Annotated in this window: 12 protein-coding genes and 1 pseudogene; 4 read left to right on the top strand and 9 right to left on the bottom strand. The window is 68.7% G+C overall.

The genetic code is table 11. The features are described 5' to 3' along the window. Positions 1-129 precede the first annotated feature (129 nt). Genes A5700_RS12455 through A5700_RS12430 form a run of 6 tightly spaced genes read right to left on the bottom strand, consistent with a single transcriptional unit; the run spans position 130 to position 7,571 of the window. A complete protein-coding gene (locus A5700_RS12455; RefSeq protein WP_068073907.1) occupies positions 130-1,314 on the bottom strand; it encodes a CaiB/BaiF CoA-transferase family protein in 1,185 nt (394 codons plus the stop codon). Beyond that, entirely contained in the window at positions 1,307-2,245 is a 939-nt protein-coding gene (locus tag A5700_RS12450) for an SDR family NAD(P)-dependent oxidoreductase (protein WP_068073908.1), read from the bottom strand. The genes A5700_RS12455 and A5700_RS12450 overlap by 8 nt, the downstream gene beginning before the upstream one ends. After that, the gene (locus tag A5700_RS12445; protein WP_068073909.1) at positions 2,242-4,104 is read right to left on the bottom strand and encodes an NAD(P)/FAD-dependent oxidoreductase; all 1,863 of its coding nucleotides are present in this window, start codon (positions 4,102-4,104) and stop codon (positions 2,242-2,244) included. Before A5700_RS12445 ends, A5700_RS12450 begins: the two co-directional genes overlap by 4 nt. Then, a complete protein-coding gene (locus A5700_RS12440; protein WP_068073911.1) occupies positions 4,101-5,288 on the bottom strand; it encodes an LLM class flavin-dependent oxidoreductase in 1,188 nt (395 codons plus the stop codon). Before A5700_RS12440 ends, A5700_RS12445 begins: the two co-directional genes overlap by 4 nt. Further along, a complete protein-coding gene (locus tag A5700_RS12435) occupies positions 5,285-6,673 on the bottom strand; it encodes an SRPBCC family protein (RefSeq protein ID WP_068073913.1) in 1,389 nt (462 codons plus the stop codon). Before A5700_RS12435 ends, A5700_RS12440 begins: the two co-directional genes overlap by 4 nt. Before the next feature lie 34 nt (positions 6,674-6,707). Next, entirely contained in the window at positions 6,708-7,571 is an 864-nt protein-coding gene (locus A5700_RS12430) for an SDR family NAD(P)-dependent oxidoreductase (protein WP_068073915.1), read from the bottom strand. Positions 7,572-7,712: 141 nt separating this feature from the next. Between A5700_RS12430 and A5700_RS12425 the strand changes: the two genes are divergently transcribed. The 4 genes from A5700_RS12425 to A5700_RS12410 are packed head-to-tail and all read left to right on the top strand — an operon-like array spanning position 7,713 to position 12,496. Beyond that, a complete protein-coding gene (locus A5700_RS12425; protein WP_068073917.1) occupies positions 7,713-9,356 on the top strand; it encodes an SMP-30/gluconolactonase/LRE family protein in 1,644 nt (547 codons plus the stop codon). Positions 9,357-9,367: 11 nt separating this feature from the next. Further along, positions 9,368-10,114: a GntR family transcriptional regulator gene (locus A5700_RS12420; RefSeq protein WP_068073919.1), complete on the top strand. Its 747-nt coding sequence runs from the start codon at positions 9,368-9,370 to the stop codon at positions 10,112-10,114. Continuing rightward, positions 10,114-11,721: an AMP-binding protein gene (locus tag A5700_RS12415; protein WP_068073920.1), complete on the top strand. Its 1,608-nt coding sequence runs from the start codon at positions 10,114-10,116 to the stop codon at positions 11,719-11,721. The genes A5700_RS12420 and A5700_RS12415 overlap by 1 nt, the downstream gene beginning before the upstream one ends. Before the next feature lies 1 nt (position 11,722). Continuing rightward, complete coding sequence (locus A5700_RS12410; RefSeq protein WP_068073922.1) at positions 11,723-12,496, top strand: SDR family NAD(P)-dependent oxidoreductase; 774 nt, start codon at positions 11,723-11,725, stop codon at positions 12,494-12,496. 2 nt (positions 12,497-12,498) lie between these two features. On the opposite strand, the gene A5700_RS12405 is transcribed toward A5700_RS12410, so the two are convergent. The 3 genes and pseudogenes from A5700_RS12405 to A5700_RS12395 form a co-directional block, all read right to left on the bottom strand. Continuing rightward, positions 12,499-12,963: an SRPBCC family protein gene (locus A5700_RS12405; protein ID WP_068073924.1), complete on the bottom strand. Its 465-nt coding sequence runs from the start codon at positions 12,961-12,963 to the stop codon at positions 12,499-12,501. 66 nt (positions 12,964-13,029) lie between these two features. Further along, positions 13,030-15,033, bottom strand: coding sequence for an APC family permease (locus A5700_RS12400; RefSeq protein ID WP_068073926.1), 2,004 nt, complete (start codon positions 15,031-15,033; stop codon positions 13,030-13,032). A 58-nt stretch (positions 15,034-15,091) separates the two neighbouring features. After that, positions 15,092-17,011: pseudogene (locus A5700_RS12395) on the bottom strand (APC family permease); the annotation flags it as partial. Positions 17,012-17,465 lie beyond the last annotated feature (454 nt).

Raw genomic sequence — 17,465 nt, 5'->3', positions numbered from 1 at the left:
CGGCGCCATAGTTGATGCCGATACGTCGCTGCCCCTCCTGTTGATCGGAGCCAGCTTAAGGGCGGCCGCGCCGGATCCCGGCGAAGACACGCGGGCGCCCCCGCGCCGCGGCGGCCGACGCCGCGGGGCCTAGCTGGGCCCGGCCTGCTCGGCGTCGACGGGAGCCAGGCCGAGCTCGTCGAGCACCTGCTCGGTGTGGGCCCCGAGCTGCGGCGCGGGTCCGGCGACCCGCCCGGGCGTCCGGGAAAACCAGGTCGGCACACCGGGAAAGCGCACGGGGCCGTGCTCGGTGGGCACCGTCTCGAAGAAGCCGACGGCGTTGAGATGTTCGTCGTCGAACAACGTCGCCGGGCTGGACAGCGGGGAGGCGGGGATTTCCAGCTCCCGGAACAGCTCGAGCCATTCCTGGGTGGTCCGCTGCGCCAGCGTCTCGGCCAGCAACGCGTACACCGCGTCGATCTGGCGGGACCGCTTTTCGAGGGTGGCGTACATCTCGCCGGCCCACGGTGGCCGCACGGCCGCCATGAACGCGTTCCAGTGTTTGTCGTTGTAGATCAGCGCGGCGATGTAGCCGTCGCTGGTGCGGTACGGCCTGCGGTTGGGGGCGACCGTACGCGGGTAGACCGCCGGCCCCAGCGGGGGGTCGAACATGGCGCCGTTGGCGTGTTCGACCAGCATGAAGGACGCCATCGTCTCGAACATGCCGACCTCCACCTCCTGACCCTCGCCGGTGCGCTCGCGGTGGAACAGCGCCATCGTGGTGGCGTAGAGCGCGGTCAGGCCGGCGACCTTGTCGGCCATGATGGTGCCGACGTAGTTGGGTTCCCCGGTGAGCTGTTCCTGGACATACGGCAGGCCGCACGCCGCCTGGATGGTGTCGTCGTAGGCGGGCAGATCCCTGTGGGGGCCGCGCCGGCCGTAGCCGTAGCAGTTGGTGTAGACGATGGCCGGGTTGATGGCGGCCACCTCGTCGTAGCTGAAGCCGAGCCGTGCGATCGCCTTCGAGCGCATCGAGTGGATGAACACGTCCGCGCGCTCGATCAGCGCGCGCAGCACCGTCTTTCCCGCCTCCGTCTGCAGATCGACGGTGATGGCGCGTTTGCCGCGGTTGACGTTGACGAACACGCCGCCCATGCCGCGGACCGGCCCGACGGACACGTAACGCGTGTCGTCGCCCCGCGGCGGCTCGACCTTGACGACGTCGGCGCCCATGTCAGCCATGATCTGCGTGCAGTACGGCCCCATCACCATCGCGGTCAGGTCGACCACCCGCACCCCGGCGAGGGGACCGCCGCGCGCCGCGCCGTCAGACATGGTGGGCCCCGTCCCGCGTCGCCCGCGAGGCGGTGTCGAAGCTGTACCGGATGTGATCGGCGTGCCCGTCGGGGACGACGGGGAACACCAACGGCGCCGCGAGGTAGCGGATCGCGTCGATCTGCTCGGCCACGTCCTCGACGGACCACGACCGGCGGTGCACGCCCGGGCTCTCGGCGACCACGGCCCGCGCGACGCGGCCGGCGATCGCGACCAGCATTTCGCCGGTGACCGGGCAGCTCTCGTGGGCCAACAGCCCCACCACCGGGGCCACCAGGTCGGTGCCCATCGGCGGGTACGCCGACACGTCGATACCGTCCGCCATCCGCGTCACGGCCGACGGGACGATGACGTTGCAGCGCACGCCCTCGGCGGCGCCTTCGAGGGCGACGACGTTGGACAGGCCCAGCAGGCCCGCCTTGGCGGCCGCGTAGTTCGCGACGTCGTGGTTGCCGTAGAGCCCGCCGATCGAGGAGGTCAGCACGATGCGACCGTAGCGCGCGGCGCACATGACCGGAAAGGCCGGGCGCACAACGTGGAACGCGCCGCGCAGGTGGACGTCGAGGACGGCGTCGAAATCCTCGTAGCTCATCTGCTTCAGCGATGCGCGCCTCACGGTGCCGGCGTTGTGGATGAGGATGTCGACGCGCCCGTAGCGGTCCAGCGCGGCGTCGACGATGCGCCGGCCGCCGTCGGCCGTCGCGACGGAGTCGGTGTTGGCGACCGCCTCGCCGCCGGCCGCCACGATCTCCGCGGCCACCCGGTGGGCGGGGCCGGAGTCCGCGCCCGCCCCGGTCAGGGCGCCGCCGGTGTCGTTGACCACCACCTTGGCGCCGCGGGCGGCCAGCAGCAGCGCGTATTCGCGGCCCAATCCCCTACCGGCGCCGGTGATCACGGCGACCCGGTCGTCGAACCTCAGCTCGCCGGTCATGATCCCAGCGTCAAGCCGTCCAGATCGCCCTGGTCGCGCCATCGGGCCAGCAGCTCCCCGAACGCGTAGAAACCGGGGCCGTACGGCTCACCGAGGTGGGAGCGGATGCCCTCGCCCGCCTGGGCACCGGCGCCGCCGCCCTCGTTGTTGTAGTAGCCGGGCGTGCATTCGCGATCGAACGCGCTGTTGTCGATCGCGTTCTGCCGGATGGTGTCGCACCACGCCTGCTGGGCGGCCTCGGTGGGTTCGACGGTCGTCGCGCCGCGGGCCAGCGCCTCGGCGATGATGTAGGCGATGTGCTCGCCCTGCAATTCGTAGTTGGCGGCGATGTTGGCGGAGATGCCGACCTGGGTGAAGCCGGTGAAGAACTGGTTGGGAAACCCGCGGCTGGTCATGCCGTGCAGCGTCTTGTAGCCGTCGCGCCAAGAGTCGAACAGCGACACCCCGTCGCGGCCCGTGATGGTCTCGATCGAATAGCGGCGGCTGATCTCCGTGGTGATCTCGAAGCCGCTCGCGTAGATGATGCAGTCGACCTCGTATTCAATCCCGTTGGCCACCAACCCCTTCGGCGTGGCCCGCTGCACTCCCTTGCTGCCCGACACGTCGATCAGCCGCACGTTCGGGCGGTTGAAGGTCTGCAGGTATTCGTCGTTCGTGGTGGGCCGCTTGCACAGGAACCGGTAGTACGGTTTGAGCGCTTCGGCGGTGTTCGGATCCTCGACGAGGCTGTCGACCCGGCGGCGCAGGCGCTCCATGACCTTGAAATCCTCTTCTTCCCGGATCGCCATGAACTGCTCGGGGGTCAGCGACGCCGGGTCGTCAAGGGCGAGCACCCGCGCGGCGGTGTTGCGGCCCAGTTCGGTCCAGAAGTCACAGACGTAGTCGGGCTGGCCGAGCGCCATCCCCTCGAAGGTCCAGGCGTGAAAGTTGCGTTGCCGCTCCTTCTGCCAGCCCGGCCGCAGCGATTTCACCCAGTCCGGGTCGGTCGGCGCGTTGTTACGCGCCCCGACCGACGACGGGGTCCGCTGAAAGACCAGCAGCTCTTTGGCGTACCGGCCCAGAAACGGCACGATCTGGATCGCCGTCGCGCCGGTGCCCACCACCGCCACACGCTTGTCGGCGAGCTTGTCCAACCCGCCCGAGCTGTCACCGCCGGTGTATCCGTAATCCCAGCGTGACGAGTGGAAGCTGTGGCCGGAGAACTCGTTGATCCCCGGGATGCCGGGAAGTTTCGGCCGGTGGAACGGCCCGGAGGCCATCACCACGAAGCGGGCCCGGATGTCGTCGCCGCGGTCGGTGCCGACCCGCCAGCGGCTCAGGTTCTCGTCCCAACGCAGCGCGCGCACCTGGGTGGACAAGATCGCGGAATCGTAGAGGCCGTAGTGTTTGCCGATGCGCCGGCAGTGTTCGTAGATCTCGGCGCCGTCGGCGAACTTCTTCGACGGGACGAAATTCAGTTCCTCGAGTAGCGGTACGTAGCAATACGATTCGTTGTCGCACTGAATGCCCGGGTAGCGGTTCCAGTACCAGACGCCGCCGAAGTCACCGGCGAGTTCGATGATGCGGACGTCCTGCACCCCGGCCTTTTTCAGGGAGGCGCCGCACAGCAGGCCACCGAACCCGCCGCCGATCACGGCGACGTCGATGTCCGCCGAGATCGGGTCGCGCACCAAGGGTGGGCTGTGCGGGTCGGTTTCGTAGTAGCCCGCGAAATCGTCGACGAGTTCGACGTACTGCTTGGATCCCTCGGGGCGTAGCCGCTTGTCGCGCTCCAGCCGGTACTTCGCGCGCAGGGCGTCGAAGTCGACGTCGTCGGGAGTCTGCGACGGCGGGCAGTCCTGGCCGGAGAACGCCGTCATGCCAGGGCGTTTTCGGGGAGCGCGGCGGCGTGCAGCGGCGCCGCCATGTCCTGCACCGCGGGCAGCACCTCCTCGGCGAACAGCCGGGTGCTGGCCATCGCCTCGGGGTAGGGCATGGTGCCGAACTGCGGGACGATGGTGAGCTCGGAGAACGAACACGCCCGCTGGGCGGCCTGAATCCGGTCGAAGATCTCCTGCGGGGTGCCGATCAGCAGGTTAGATGCGTGGTAGCCGGGGGTTTTCGTCGGCGCCGCCTGCGCCGGACCCGCGTCCGACCCGGTGACCGAGGAGGCGAGGACGGCCGTCGCTGTGGCCTCCCGGGCGGCGTAGGCCTCATAACCCTTGACGCCCTTGAAGTTCGAGGCGTCGGCGAAACCGTAGTGCACGGTGACGTCGCGGTTGGCGGTCCAGATCCATTCCTCGGTCTTGCCCGGGTCCTCCGTCGTGCAGTACATGAACATGACGTTCTTGGGCTGGCACGGCGCCAGGCCCTCTTCCTTGCGGAACGTGTTGACCTTCTGGACCTCTCGGCCGGCGTCTTCGATCGGCTTGTTGCCCACGAACAGCGGCACCATGCCGCGGCGGGCCAAGATCTCCAACGACTCGGCGGTCGACGACGAACTGTAGATCCGCGAGAACAGGTCGCGGCTTTGGGGTTCCGGCCGCAACGACATCTCCGGGACGGTGAAAATCTCGCCCTCGTAGGAAAACCGCTCCCCCGAGAACGCCAGCGCCAGGATGTCGAGGGTCTCGTTGAACCGCTGCCGGCTCTCCTCCCGCGGCACGCCGACGGCGTCGAACTCGCTCTTCGAGACGCCGCGCCCGATGCCGATGGTGGTGTAGCGGCCGTTGGAGATGATGTCGAGGTAGGCGATCTGGTGCGCCAGCCGAATCGGGTGCCACCACGGCGCGACGGCGACGAAGGTCCCGAGGCTGATTCGTTCGGTGCGGCCGGCGAAATAGCTCAGCGCCTGAATCGGGTTGGGCGTCATGCCATAGGGGGTACCGCAGTGCTCGGGCATCCAGATGCCGTCGAACCCCAGGGGCTCGGCGAGATCGGCGATCGCCAGGGTGGATTGCACGCACTCCCAGTCGGGCGTCGCGGGCGGGTGGCTGAAGTCCTCGGCGAGCACCCGGTCCCAGTCGTGGGAGTTGTGGGCTCCGAATCCCAGGTTGACTTTCACTGTCGATCTCCTCCATCTAATCCGGTAGCGAGTTCGCTCGGTGCCCCGGTGCCCAGGTAGCGGGCGAGGTTGCGGTGCAGGTTCGCGGTGCTGCGCTCCATGTAAGGGTTGGGCTTGGGGCCGGTGAATCCGTAGGACTTCATGCCCTGCTGGACGGCGGCCATGTTGGAGAAGTCCTGCGGCAACACGCTGCGCCAGCTCGGGTCGTCGGGCGCGGCGTACACCCATTCGGTGTGTGGCTCTTCGCCTTTCGGGTACAGCTCGTAGCACGACGCCTCGAAGATGCACTTGTCCGGGTCATAACCGTGCGGCCGGGCGCTGTAGCACAGCGCGGTGGTCAGGCCCTGCCCGATCTGGAAGTTCGGGAAGATCTGCCACGCGGTCCCGCTCTTGGCCAGGTGTTCGGGATCGATGGTCGGCCAGACCACCCCGCGGTCGGCGTCGTCGCGGCGCGCCGAGGACAACCAGTGCTCGAGCACCTGGTTGGCGGGAGCGTCCTCGGGTAGCTCGTCGACCAGGCGGCGCGCCGCCTCCACCAGCGTTCTGGTGGTGGTGGCGTTGGTTTCCTCCAACGTGTAGATCTGCATTTCGGCGGTCGAGACGCGGGGGTCCGCGCCGGTTCCCAGCCGGATCTTGGACTTGGTCTCCTCCAGGTCGGCGGGCGCGTCGTAACCGATGTTGCTGTGCTTACCCTGCGCGTGCGCCCACCCGCGGAAGTTGCCGAACTTGTTGAACTGCGGGTGGGTGGTGGCCACGTGGTAGGTCTCGTTGAAGGCCTCCATCGCGACCTTCCAATTGCAGTCGAAGTGCAGCCATTTACGCCATTTGCACCGCATGTCCTGCAGGCGGAACGGGTCGAGCATGGTGGCCGCGGGTTCGAGGTAGTCGCGCAGCGGTTCGGCCGCCGGGTCCATGTTGATCCAGATCCAGCCGCCCCAGGTGTCAACGTTGACCGACGCCAGGTGGGTGTTCTGGGGCGTCAGGGCGCCCTGCCAGTCCTGGCGTTCGGGCACGTGGACGCAGGCGCCGTCCTGGTCGTAGGTCCAGCCGTGAAACCCGCACACGAACGACTTGCGTTGTCCGCAGGCGCTTTTCGCCCCTTCGGGCACATCGATCAGGCGCCGGCCGCGGTGCATGCAGACGTTGTGGTGCGCCTTGAGGGTGTCCGGACCGGTGCGCACCACGATGACGGAGTCGTCGAGGATGTCGTAGGTGAGGAAGCTGCCCACCCTGGGCAGGTCCTCGACCCGTCCGACCTGTTGCCAGACCTTGCGCCCCAACTTGTCTCGTTCGGCCCGCAGGTAATCCTGTGACAGGTAGGCCTGCACCGGGATCGTGACCGGTGCGCTGAGTTCCTGCGCCGCGCCGGCGCCGTTCTCCGTCATCGCCCCTCCTCGCTCTCTGGTCGCCGCCGGCGACTCAGGCCCCGTCCGTGATGGCCGCGCGGAACGCCTCGTCCTTGAGGAACAGCGACGTGTTGTCGGCGCCCAGGTGGCCCCATTTCAGGTTCAGCCCGCCGTCGACCAACAGCGTCTGCCCGGTGACGTAGCTGGACAGGTCCGACAGCAGGAACAGCACGGTTCCTGCGATCTCCTCCGGGCAGCCGCGCCGTCCCATCGCGATGGCGCGCCGGTCGCGCTCGGCGTCGTCGTCGACGTAGGTGCCGGACGCCGGCGTCTTGATGACCCCCGGGGCGACCGCGTTGACCCGGATCGCCGGTGTCCCGTCGGTCCCGGCCAGTTCGACCGCCATGGTGCGGGTGGCGGCCGCGATCGCGGCCTTGGCCGTGCCGTAAGCGATGTGGAAGGGGGCGGTGTTCATCCCGCTGATCGAGGAGAGGGACACGATCGAGCCAGGCCGGCCACGGCCCCGCAACTCCGCGGCGACGGCCTGGCTCATGAAGAACATCGTCTCCAGGTTGCGCGCGAACAGGTCGCGCCAGTCGCCGCGGGTCACCCGGGTGGACGGCATCCAGGTTGCGGGGTCGGCGCCGCCGGCGACGTTGACCAGCCCATACAGTTCGCCACTGGCCGCGCGCGCCGCCTCGAGCGTGGCGGCGATGCCGTCGTCGGTCGAGGCGTCGGCGGCGAGGGGCACGACCGGTAGGCCGGCGTCGCGCAGGGGCGCGAGGTGGCGGTCGAGGTTGTCCTGCCTCCGGCTGACGGCGATCACCGTCGCGCCGGCCTCGGCGACCGTGCGGGTGATCGCGGTCCCGATGCCGCCACCCGCGGCCCCGGAGACCACGACGATGCGCCCGGCGAGGTCGAGAAGGTCATGTCCCATCGGTCAGGAATTTGTCCGTACCAGATAACGGCGTGCACTCATCAGAGAGCATGATTCTCCGGGCGTGCGGGCTCGTCAAGGGGGTCGGCCCGAGAATCCCCGGGCTATTGGGGCTATTGTCTGGACCATTGCCCGATTGCTATGGTCCGACCGGTGACGACTCGACCGGTGCGCCTCGACGGCCGCTACTCGCCCCCGCGTGGGCCGCGGCTCGCGCCGGGCTGGGCGCTCGCGCGCCTGACAGCGCCGAGCCGGCTCTTCGGCGCCAACGGGCTGCGCACCGGGCCGGACGGCCGCGTCTACATCGCTCAGGTGACCGGCAGCCAGGTCAGCGCGCTCGACCTGGCGACCGGGCGCCTCGACACGGTCAGCGCCAAGGGCGGCGACATCGTCGGCCCGGACGACGTGGCGTTCGATTCCCGCGGAAACCTCTATGCCACCGAGGTGATGGACGGCCGGGTGAGTGTGCGCGACGCGGGCGGTCATACCCGGGTGCTACGCGACGACGTGCCGTCGGCGAACGGCATCACCGTGCACCGGGACCGACTGTTCATCGGCGAATGCCGCGACGGCGGGCGCCTCCTGGAATTCGACATGGCCGGCGGAGCGCCGCGGGTGTTGCTGGAGAACGCGCCGTCGCCGAACGCGATGGAGGTCGGGCCCGACGGGTTGTTGTATTTCCCGCTGATGACCGCCAACGAGATCTGGCGCATCCACCCCGACGGCGGCGAACCCGAGCGGGTCGCCGGGGACCTGGGCGTTCCCGATGCGGTCAAGTTCGATTCGACCGGGTGTCTTGTCTCGACGCAGGTACACAGTGGGCAGGTGTTGCGCATCGATCCCCGTAGCGGCGCGCGCACGGTGCTGGCCACGCTGAACCCTGGACTGGACAACCTGACCTTCGTCGGTGACCGGTTGTTCGTCTCCAACTTCACCGGCGAGATCACCGAGATCCTCGACGGCGGCGAGTGCCGCACCGTGCTGCCGGGGGGGCTGAACTGGCCATTGGACCTCGCGCTCGGCGCCGACGGCACCCTGTTCATCGCCGACGGGACGTACCTGTATGCGCTAGAGCCCGACCCCGATCCCGAGCGCGGGCCATTGCGGACCGCGGGCATGTTGTTCAGCCCCGGATACCCCGGCTTCCTGCGCGGGCTGGCCGCGGTCGACGGCGCGGCCGGCGAGTTCGTCGTCACCACCGCCAACGGTGAGGTGGCCCGATACCGGCCGGGCGGCAGCGAAAGCGAGGTGCTGGCAGGCGGATTCGACCAGCTCTACGGCGTCGCCGTGGCGCCCGGGGGGTCCATCGTGACCGCCGAGATGGGCACCGGCCGGGTGCTGTGCCTGCGGACCGGCGGCGTCGAGACCCTGGCGTCCGGGCTGCACGAACCCACGGGTGTCGCGATCGCGGCCGACGGAACCTGCCTCGTCACCGAGACCGGCGCCGGGCGGGTGGTGCGGGTGGCGGGTGGCGCGATCGCCCCGGTGCTGGATGGCCTGCAGCGCCCTCAGGGCATCGCGGTGTCGGCGGGGCGGGTCTACGTCGTCGACGCGGGCGCCAAGGAAATCGTCGCGTTCGACGCGACCACCGGTGCCCGCGAAGTCGTCGCGTCCGATCTGCCGGTGGGCGCGCCGCCGGGCGTGGTGCCCAAGCCGCTGCGCGGCATGCCGCCGTTCTCGGGTCCGCAGGGTCCGTTCGCCGGGATCGCCGCCGGCCCGGACGGGACGTTGTACGTCTCCGCGGACGCCGACGGCAGCGTCCTGGCCCTGCGGCGGGAAACCTGACGGGCACGCCGATGCCGGACACCAAGATGGCGGACCACCGTTACCTGCAGGTGGCACGGGCGCTGCGCAAGGACATCGTCGAGGGCGTGTATCCCGTCGGTTCACAATTGCCCACTGAACATGAGCTCTGCGAACGGTTTTCGGTCAGCCGCTACACCATTCGGGAGGCGTTGCGGCGGCTGCGCGACGACAACCTGGTGTCCTCGCGACCCCGCACCGGAACGCTGGTGGTACCGCGGCCGTCCGCGGATTCCTATGTCCAGCACGTCATGTCGATCAACGACCTGCTGGCCTTCGCCACTGAGACGCGTTTCGCGATCGACTCCATCGCGATGGCGCCACTCGGTGACGACTTGGCGGCGTGGACCGGCCTGGCCGGCGACGAGCAGTGGTTGACCGTCCGCGGGTTCCGCCGACCCAAAGGCGACGATTCGCAGGCCGCCCTGTGCCGCACCGAGTACCACATCAACCGTGCCTTCGCGGGGGTCGGGCGGCTGTTGCAGCGCCACGAGGGCCCCATCTTTCCGCTCATCGAGGACCTGTTCGGCCTGAGCGTCGTCGAGGTCCGGCAGGAGGTCGCGGCGGTGCTGATCGCCCCGGCGCTGGCCGCCGGGCTCGGCGTCGAGCCCGGCGCGCCGGCGCTGCAGGTGCAACGCACGTACACCACCTCCGACGGGCAGGTCGCCCAGGTCACCGTCAACACCCATCCCGCGTCGCGTTTCCGTCATTCGATGACGATGCGCCGCGTCCGCGGCTGATGGGCCCGTCCACCAGGCTGATCGGGGGCCGTCGCGTCCGCTGGGACGACGCCCGCGCCGCCGACGCCTACGCGCGCGGCTGGTGGACCCGCCGCACGCTCACCGACTCGTTGCAAGAGGCCGCCGCCACCACGCCCGAGCGGGTCGTCATCGTCGACGGTGCCGTCCGGCTCGACTGTGCGACCCTGCACCGCCAGGCGCTGTCCCTGGCCCACGCGCTGTCGTCGCGCCATCCCCCGGGCAGCGTGGTGTCGTTCATGCTGCCGAACTGGCACGAGGCCGCGGTGATCTACCTGGCCGCGACGCTGGCGGGCATGGTGGCTAACCCCATCCTGCCGTCGCTGCGCGACCGGGAATTGCGCTTCCTCCTCGAAGACGCCGCCAGCCGAATCGTGTTCGCGCCCTCCCGGTTTGCCGGCCACGACTACGCCGCCATGCTGGACCGGGTGACCGCGCACCTGGCGACCCCGCCCGAGGTCGTCCTCGTGCGGGCCGGCGCCGACGCCCACGGCACGTCGTTTGCCGAGCTGGTGCACCGGGGCGCGGTTGGAGGGGTCCTGCCGGAACTCGACGCCGACGCGGTCCGCATGATCCTCTACACGTCGGGCACCACGGGGCGTCCCAAAGGGGTTCTGCACAGCCATAATTCGATCCATGCGTTGATCCGGCAACTGCGGCAGCACTGGCGCGTCGAGCCCGGTGACGGCTTCCTGGTGGCCTCGCCGATCGCGCACATCGGCGGTTCCATCTACGCGTTCGAATGCCCGCTGCTGCTGGGCAGCACCGCCGTGCTGATGGAACGCTGGGACGCCGACGACGCGGTCCGCCTGATGGACGGCGAACGCTGTACGCACATGGCCGGAGCGACACCGTTTCTGGTGCAGCTGATGGCCGCCGCCGGGCGCGCCGGCACCCGGCTGCCGCGGTTGAAGCTGTTCGTCTGCGGCGGCGCTTCGGTGCCAGCCACGCTGATCCGCAGGGCGACCACGTATTTCGAGGCGGCGGTGGTCACCCGCGTGTACGGGTCCACCGAGGTACCGGTGACGACGGTGGGGTCGCTCGGGTGCGTCGAGCACGCGGCCGACACCGACGGTCGCGTGGGCGTGGCGCAGGTCAAGCTGGTCGACGGTGAGATCTGCGCGCGCGGGCCGCAGATGCTCGTCGGCTACCACCACGCCGACGACGAGGACGGCTGCTTCGACGACGAGGGTTACTTCCGCACCGGGGACCTGGCGCGCTGGATCGACGGCGACTACCTCGTGGTCACGGGACGCGCCAAGGACCTCATCATCCGCAACGGCGAGAACATCTCACCCAAGGAGGTCGAGGACGTCCTGGCCGGGCATCCCGGCGTCGCGGAGGTCGCGGTCGTCGGCCTGCCCGACCCGCGCACCGGGGAGCGGGCCTGCGCCGTCGTCGTGCCCGCTCCGGCGGCACCTCCGTCCGGCCTGGACGTCGCCGGGCTGCGCGACTTCCTGCAACGGTGCGGCGTCGCGCGGTTCAAAGCCCCGGAGCAGGTGGTCGTCTGGGACGTCCTGCCGAAGAATGACGCGGGCAAAATACTCAAACATCGGATCAAGGCGGCGCTCATGGAAGCACAGCGGTGACATGCAGGTAGCGGTCGTGACGGGGGCCAGCGGCGGGATCGGTTCGGGCTGCGCCGCCAAGCTCGCCGGGATGGGCATGGCGGTGCTGGCGACGGGACGCAGCCACGACAAGCTGGCGGCGCTCGCAAAGCGCATCGGCGATGCCGAGCGGATCGCCACCGTCGCCCTGGACCTGACCGAGGACGACGCGCCCCGGCGCCTGGTCGCGGCGGCCGTGGACCGGTGGGGGCGCATCGATTTCCTGGTGAACATCGCCGGGATCGGCAGCCCCAAGCCGGTGCACGAGACCGACGACGAATCGCTGGACCACTTCCTCGGGCTCATGCTGCGTGCCCCATTCCGGCTCATCCGCGAGGTCCTCCCGCACCTGCAACCGGGCTCGGCGATCATCAACGTCACGTCGACGTTCGCCGTGGTGGGCGGGCTGCGCGGCGGCGCCTACTCGGCGGCCAAGGGCGGCCTGACCGCGCTCACCACCCACATCGCCTGCCAATACGGGGCGCAGGGAATCCGGTGCAACGCCGTCGCGCCCGGCGTGATCCAGACGGCGATGACCGAGCACCGCCTGCAGGATCAGCGGTTTCGCCGAATCAACACCGAGATGACGCCGCACCAGCGGCTGGGCACCGTCGACGACGTCGCGAGCACCGTCGCCTTCCTGTGTTCGCCCGGCGGCGCCTTCATCAACGGGCAGACGATCGTCGTCGACGGCGGCTGGAGCACGACGAAATACCTGTCCGAGCTGGCGCTGTCCTCGCAGTGGCGCAGCCCCTGAGATCAGGACCGGCCCGCGAAGCGGGCGGCCAGCCCGGCCAACATCTCGCGGTGCGCCTTGACCGCCTGCCGCGCCGTGACCCCGGCCAGCGGCCGCGGCGCGGCGATCTGGATCCGTTCGGTCACCCGCGCGCCCGCCGGGTCCGGCTCGAAGCGGACCGTTCCGCGCAGGCGCACGCCCGGGAACTGATCCGCCTCGGTCCGCACGTCACCCACCGCCGGCACGCGCAGCCGGGCGCGGTAGGTAATCCCGACGGTCAACGGTCCGAGTGCGATACGGTCCCGCACGCGATAGCTGTGCAGGTAACCGTCGTCAGTTCTACAGCGCGCCAACGTTTCCACGGAGACGATCAGCGGGTGTAACAGCGCCAGGCTGTCCAGGTCCACGTAGAAGTCGCGGACCTCCTCCGGTCGGGCCGGCACCCGCTGGGTCAACGTGTGCTCGGACTGCGCGAGCCACCAACTCATCGCATTATTGTGACCTGGGCGTCGGCCCGCTGGGGCCGCGGCTCACCGCAGTCCGTTGCTACCGGGTCAGTCGCCGACCGGGCTGGGGATCCTGACCCTGCCGCCCGTGGGCTCGGCGTGGTGGCGCAGCGAGATGTCAACGGGGGCGATCCGCGCGATCCGGGATTCGATGTCGTAGGGCACGATGATGGCGGTCGCGCCGGGGATCCGGCTGACGGCCCGGGCCATCCTGTCGGCCGTCCGGTCGTGCAGCAGCCGACCGAGCAGTGGCGAATAGGTGCGGCGCGGCAGCAGCACCGTCAGCCTGCTGTCCGGATGTTCCTGCAGCACTTGGCACACCAACTCGTGCGCGGCGCGGGAGAGGTGCCGGTCCGGGCAGTCGATCATCCGCAGCGGCGTGTGGTGGTCGAAGTGTTCCCACCGCTGCTCGAGCCGGTCGGCGTGGTCCTGATCGATCACGAAGTGCACCGCGGCCAGATCCTCGGCATGCAAGCCGTTGCCGTAGCGCAGCGCCTCGATCTCGGCGAGGTCCACGTGGTCGACGAACACGAGCACCCGTAGCCGCGGGTGGCGGCTGACGTCGAAATGCTCTTCGAGCGTCGTCTCCAGGACCGAGGCCTCGGCGCGGTACTTGTGGTTGAGCCGCATCAAGATCAACACCAGCAGCGGGAAGATGATCACGATCAGCCAGGCACCCTCGGTGAACTTCGCCACCACGAAGATGCCCACGACGACCGTTGACATGAGGCCGGTGGCTAGGTTGGCGATCATGTTGAGCCGCCAGCGCTTACCGCGGTTGGTCAGGTGGTGTTTGGCCATGCCGTAGCCGGCCATCGAGAACGCGGTGAACACGCCGATCGCGAAGAACGGCACCAGCGCGCTCACCTTGGCCTCGGTGACGAGCAGCAGCACCAAGGCCAGCGCCGTCAGCAGCAGGATGCCGTTGGAGAACACCAGGCGGTGGCCCCGCTTGGTCAGCGGGCGCGGCAGAAACCGGTCCTCGGCAACGAAATTCGCCAACGACGGGAAGCCGTTGAAGCTGGTGTTGCAGCCCGTGAACAGAATGGCCGCGGTGGCCGCCTGCACCATGAAATAGAGGGCGTTGCCGAGCACCCCGTGACCGTAGACCGCCCGCGTGATCTCGGACAGCATCGAGGGGTACTCGTCGAGGTACGGGGTGGCGTGGGTGACGTGCGCCAGCCAGGCCACGCCCGCCAGCAGGAACCCGAGGATGCAGGCCATCACCGTGAGCACCTTGCGGGCGTTGACGCCCTCGGGCTTGCGGAACAGGCTGACGGTGTTGGAGATCGCCTCGACACCGGTCAGTGATGTGCCGCCGTTGGCGAAGGCGCGCAGGACGATCAGGACGGTCGCGCCCATCAGCAGGCCGTTGCCCTGGTGGATCGGGACGGCCCCGACGATGTGCTGCGGATCGTATTTCGGTAGGCCCGAGATCATTTCGCGCACGAACCCGGTCACGATCGTCACCAGGATCATGGTGACGAAGGCGTACGTCGTGATCGCGAACATCCGGCCCGAGCGGCGCAGCCCGCGCAGGTTCATCAGGCAGATGAGGACCACCGACGCCAGGGTGATCTCCAGGTGGTAGGGCCGCAGGGCCGGGATCGCCGACACCACGGCGACGGTGGCGGCCGCGGGCTGCACGGCGACGGTGACCACGTAGTCGATCAGCAACGCCGCCGCGGCGATCTGCGCCACCCGAGGACCGAAGTTGTCCCGCGCCACGGTGTAGGAGCCGCCCGATCGCGCGTAGCGCATGACCACCTGCCGGTAGGACACCGTCACCAGCGCCAGGATGACCAGGATGACGCCGGTGATCGGCAGCAGCAGCGTGAACGCCGACATCCCGGCGGCCGGCAGCAGCTCGATCATGATCTGCTCGGTGCCGTACGCCGTCGAGGAGATCGCGTCGGGCGAAAGCGCGCCCAGCGCAATCTTGTTCGGCAGCCGCTCGGCTTCCAGCTGATCGGTGGTCAGGGGCTGACCGAGGAAGAGCCGCTTACACCTGTCCGGGATTGACGGAGGCAGAACTCCGGCCGATGTCGTCACAACGCTCGCTTTCTCTGGTGCTGCACGCGTAGTTCCCCGGGGCGTCAGCTCACCGGGCAGCCGCCGCGATGCGGGATTCGATGTCGTAGGGCACGATCTGCGCGGCCGCGCCGGGGATCCGGCTGATCGCAGCGGCGATCTTGTCCGCCGTGCGGTCGTGCAACAACCGGCCCACCAACGGTGAATACGACCGCCGCGGCAGCAGCACCGTCACCCTGGTGTCCGGATGCTCTTCGAGCTCCTTGAACAGCAACTCGTGCGCCGCCCGGCTCAGGTGCCGGTCCGGGCACTCCACCAGGCGCAATGGCGTGTCGTGCTGGAAGCGCTCCCAATAGGTCTGGAGCAACGAGGAACGGGCGGCGTCCAGGACGAAGTGCACCGCCGTGAGGTCGTCGGCGTGGAGGCCGTTGCCGTAGCGCAGCGCCTCCACCTCGGCCAGATCGATGCTGTCGACGAAGAGGAACACCCGGTGTCGCGTGTAGCGCCCCAGTTCCGGCCGCTCGGTGCGCGACATTTCGAGCACCGACGCCTCGGCGCGATATTGCGCGTTCAGCCTCATCAGGGCCAGCACCAGGATCGGGAACACGACCACGATCAGCCAGGCCCCCTCGGTGAACTTGGCGATCGCGAAGATGGCCACCACGACCGTCGACAGAATGCCCGCCGAGAGATTGATCGTCAGCTTGCGGCGCCAGCCGGGGCCTCGGTGCGTCAGGTGGTACTTGGTCATGCCGTAACCGGCCATCGAGAAGCCGGTGAAGACGCCGATGGCGTAGAACGGGACCAGCGCGTCGACCGACCCGCCCGTGATGACCAGCAAGGCGACCGACAGCACCGTCAGCGCGATGATGCCGTTGGAGAACACCAGCCGATGGCCCCGCTTCATCAGCGGGCGGGGCAGGAACCGGTCCTCGGCGACGAAGCTGGCCAGCGCGGGGAAGCCGTTGAAGCTGGTGTTGCCGCCCGTGTAGAGGATCGCCGCGGTGGAGGCCTGCACCATGAAGTAGAGAACGTTGCCCACCGGCCCCTGGCCGAACACCGCGCGCGCGATCTCCGACAGCATCGACGGGTAGCCGTCTTCGTACGGGAACGCGTGGGTGACGTGCGCCAGCCAGGCCACGCCGGCCAGCAGGAACGCGAGGATGCACGCCATGATGGTCATGACCTTGCGCGCGTTGGGCCCCTCGGGCTTGCGCAGGCTGTTGACGGTGTTCGAGATCGCTTCGACGCCCGTGAGTGACGAGCCCCCATTGGCGAAGGCGCGCAACACGATCAGCACCGTGGCGCCCATGATGAGGCCGTTGCCGTGGTGAACCGCGACCGCACCCGCGGCGTGCTCCGGGTCGTAAGTGGGCAACCCGCCGAAGAATTCACGGCCGACGCCGACGCAGATCACCAGGGACACCATGCCGACGAAGGCGTAGGTCGGCAGCGCGAAGCCAACCCCGGCCTCGCGCAGCCCGCGCAGGTTCGCGATGCACATCAGTAGGACGACCCCGACGGTGATCTCCAGGCTGTAGGGACCCAGCGACGGAATAGCGGACACCACCGCGACCGTCCCGGCCGCGCACTGCACCGCCACGGTCACGACATAGTCGATCAGCAGCGCGGCGGCCGCGACCTGTGCCACCCGCGGGCCGAAGTTCTCCCGCGCCACCACATACGACCCGCCGGAGCGGGTGTAGGTCATGACGACTTGGCGGTACGATGCCGCCACCAAGACCAGGATGAGCAAGATGACGCCCGTGATGGGCAGCAGCAGCGCGAAGGCGGCCATCCCCGCCGCCGGCAGCAGCTCGATCATGATCTGCTCGGAGCCGTACGCGGTCGACGAGATCGCGTCCGGCGACAACACTCCCAGCGCGACGGGGTTGGACAGTCGCTCGTGCTGAAGTTGGTTGTTGATCAACGGTTTTCCGAGGAAACTGCGCTTGCAGACGTCGGAGAACGAGGACCATTCATGGCGCCCGTCAGCCAAAGACGTTGTCACGGAGCACTTTCCTCCCGCGGTAGAAGTCACGACCGTCGCAGCCTAGCGGCTCCATGCTCGGTCCGCCTGCCCGCCGACACAACGCGAAAGCGCCACTGGGTATAAGATCCACAGACAATTGGCAGCAAACTTGTCAGCACATCCCCAGTTTGTTATTCGCTCAGTAACACGAAACCGCATTTTGTTAACAAGAGGTGCAGTTTTTTCCAGGTATCAGTCGCAACCCTCACAGTTTTTCGACAGGTTCTGTGAGATCGACCACTCGGCTGCGCATCGGCTCTCACAATCAGCACAAGTTGCTGTGAGACACTGGCCAGAAGGCTGAAATGCGTTGCCCGGCAACGCGTTAAGTACCAAACCGGGCCGCTACCGGACGTGGTTGCTACAACCACGGTTGGACAAACGTCGGCCGAATTCGGCTCAGGCGGATTCACCGGCTGTT

The organism is Mycobacterium sp. E1214, from assembly GCF_001666755.1.
Lineage (GTDB): Bacteria > Actinomycetota > Actinomycetes > Mycobacteriales > Mycobacteriaceae > Mycobacterium.
Note: the sequence above shows the minus strand (reverse complement) of the source record. Positions and strands in the feature narration are given on the sequence as shown.

Excerpts from the sequence above, each read along its gene's own strand:
- A5700_RS12455 (WP_068073907.1), bottom strand. The coding sequence starts at position 1,314 with ATGTCTGACGGCGCGGCGCGCGGCGGTCCCCTCGCCGGGGTGCGGGTG.
- A5700_RS12450 (WP_068073908.1), bottom strand. The coding sequence starts at position 2,245 with ATGACCGGCGAGCTGAGGTTCGACGACCGGGTCGCCGTGATCACCGGC.
- A5700_RS12445 (WP_068073909.1), bottom strand. The coding sequence starts at position 4,104 with ATGACGGCGTTCTCCGGCCAGGACTGCCCGCCGTCGCAGACTCCCGAC.
- A5700_RS12435 (WP_068073913.1), bottom strand. The coding sequence starts at position 6,673 with ATGACGGAGAACGGCGCCGGCGCGGCGCAGGAACTCAGCGCACCGGTC.
- A5700_RS12430 (WP_068073915.1), bottom strand. The coding sequence starts at position 7,571 with ATGGGACATGACCTTCTCGACCTCGCCGGGCGCATCGTCGTGGTCTCC.
- A5700_RS12425 (WP_068073917.1), top strand. The coding sequence starts at position 7,713 with ATGGTCCGACCGGTGACGACTCGACCGGTGCGCCTCGACGGCCGCTAC.
- A5700_RS12420 (WP_068073919.1), top strand. The coding sequence starts at position 9,368 with ATGCCGGACACCAAGATGGCGGACCACCGTTACCTGCAGGTGGCACGG.
- A5700_RS12415 (WP_068073920.1), top strand. The coding sequence starts at position 10,114 with ATGGGCCCGTCCACCAGGCTGATCGGGGGCCGTCGCGTCCGCTGGGAC.
- A5700_RS12410 (WP_068073922.1), top strand. The coding sequence starts at position 11,723 with ATGCAGGTAGCGGTCGTGACGGGGGCCAGCGGCGGGATCGGTTCGGGC.
- A5700_RS12405 (WP_068073924.1), bottom strand. The coding sequence starts at position 12,963 with ATGAGTTGGTGGCTCGCGCAGTCCGAGCACACGTTGACCCAGCGGGTG.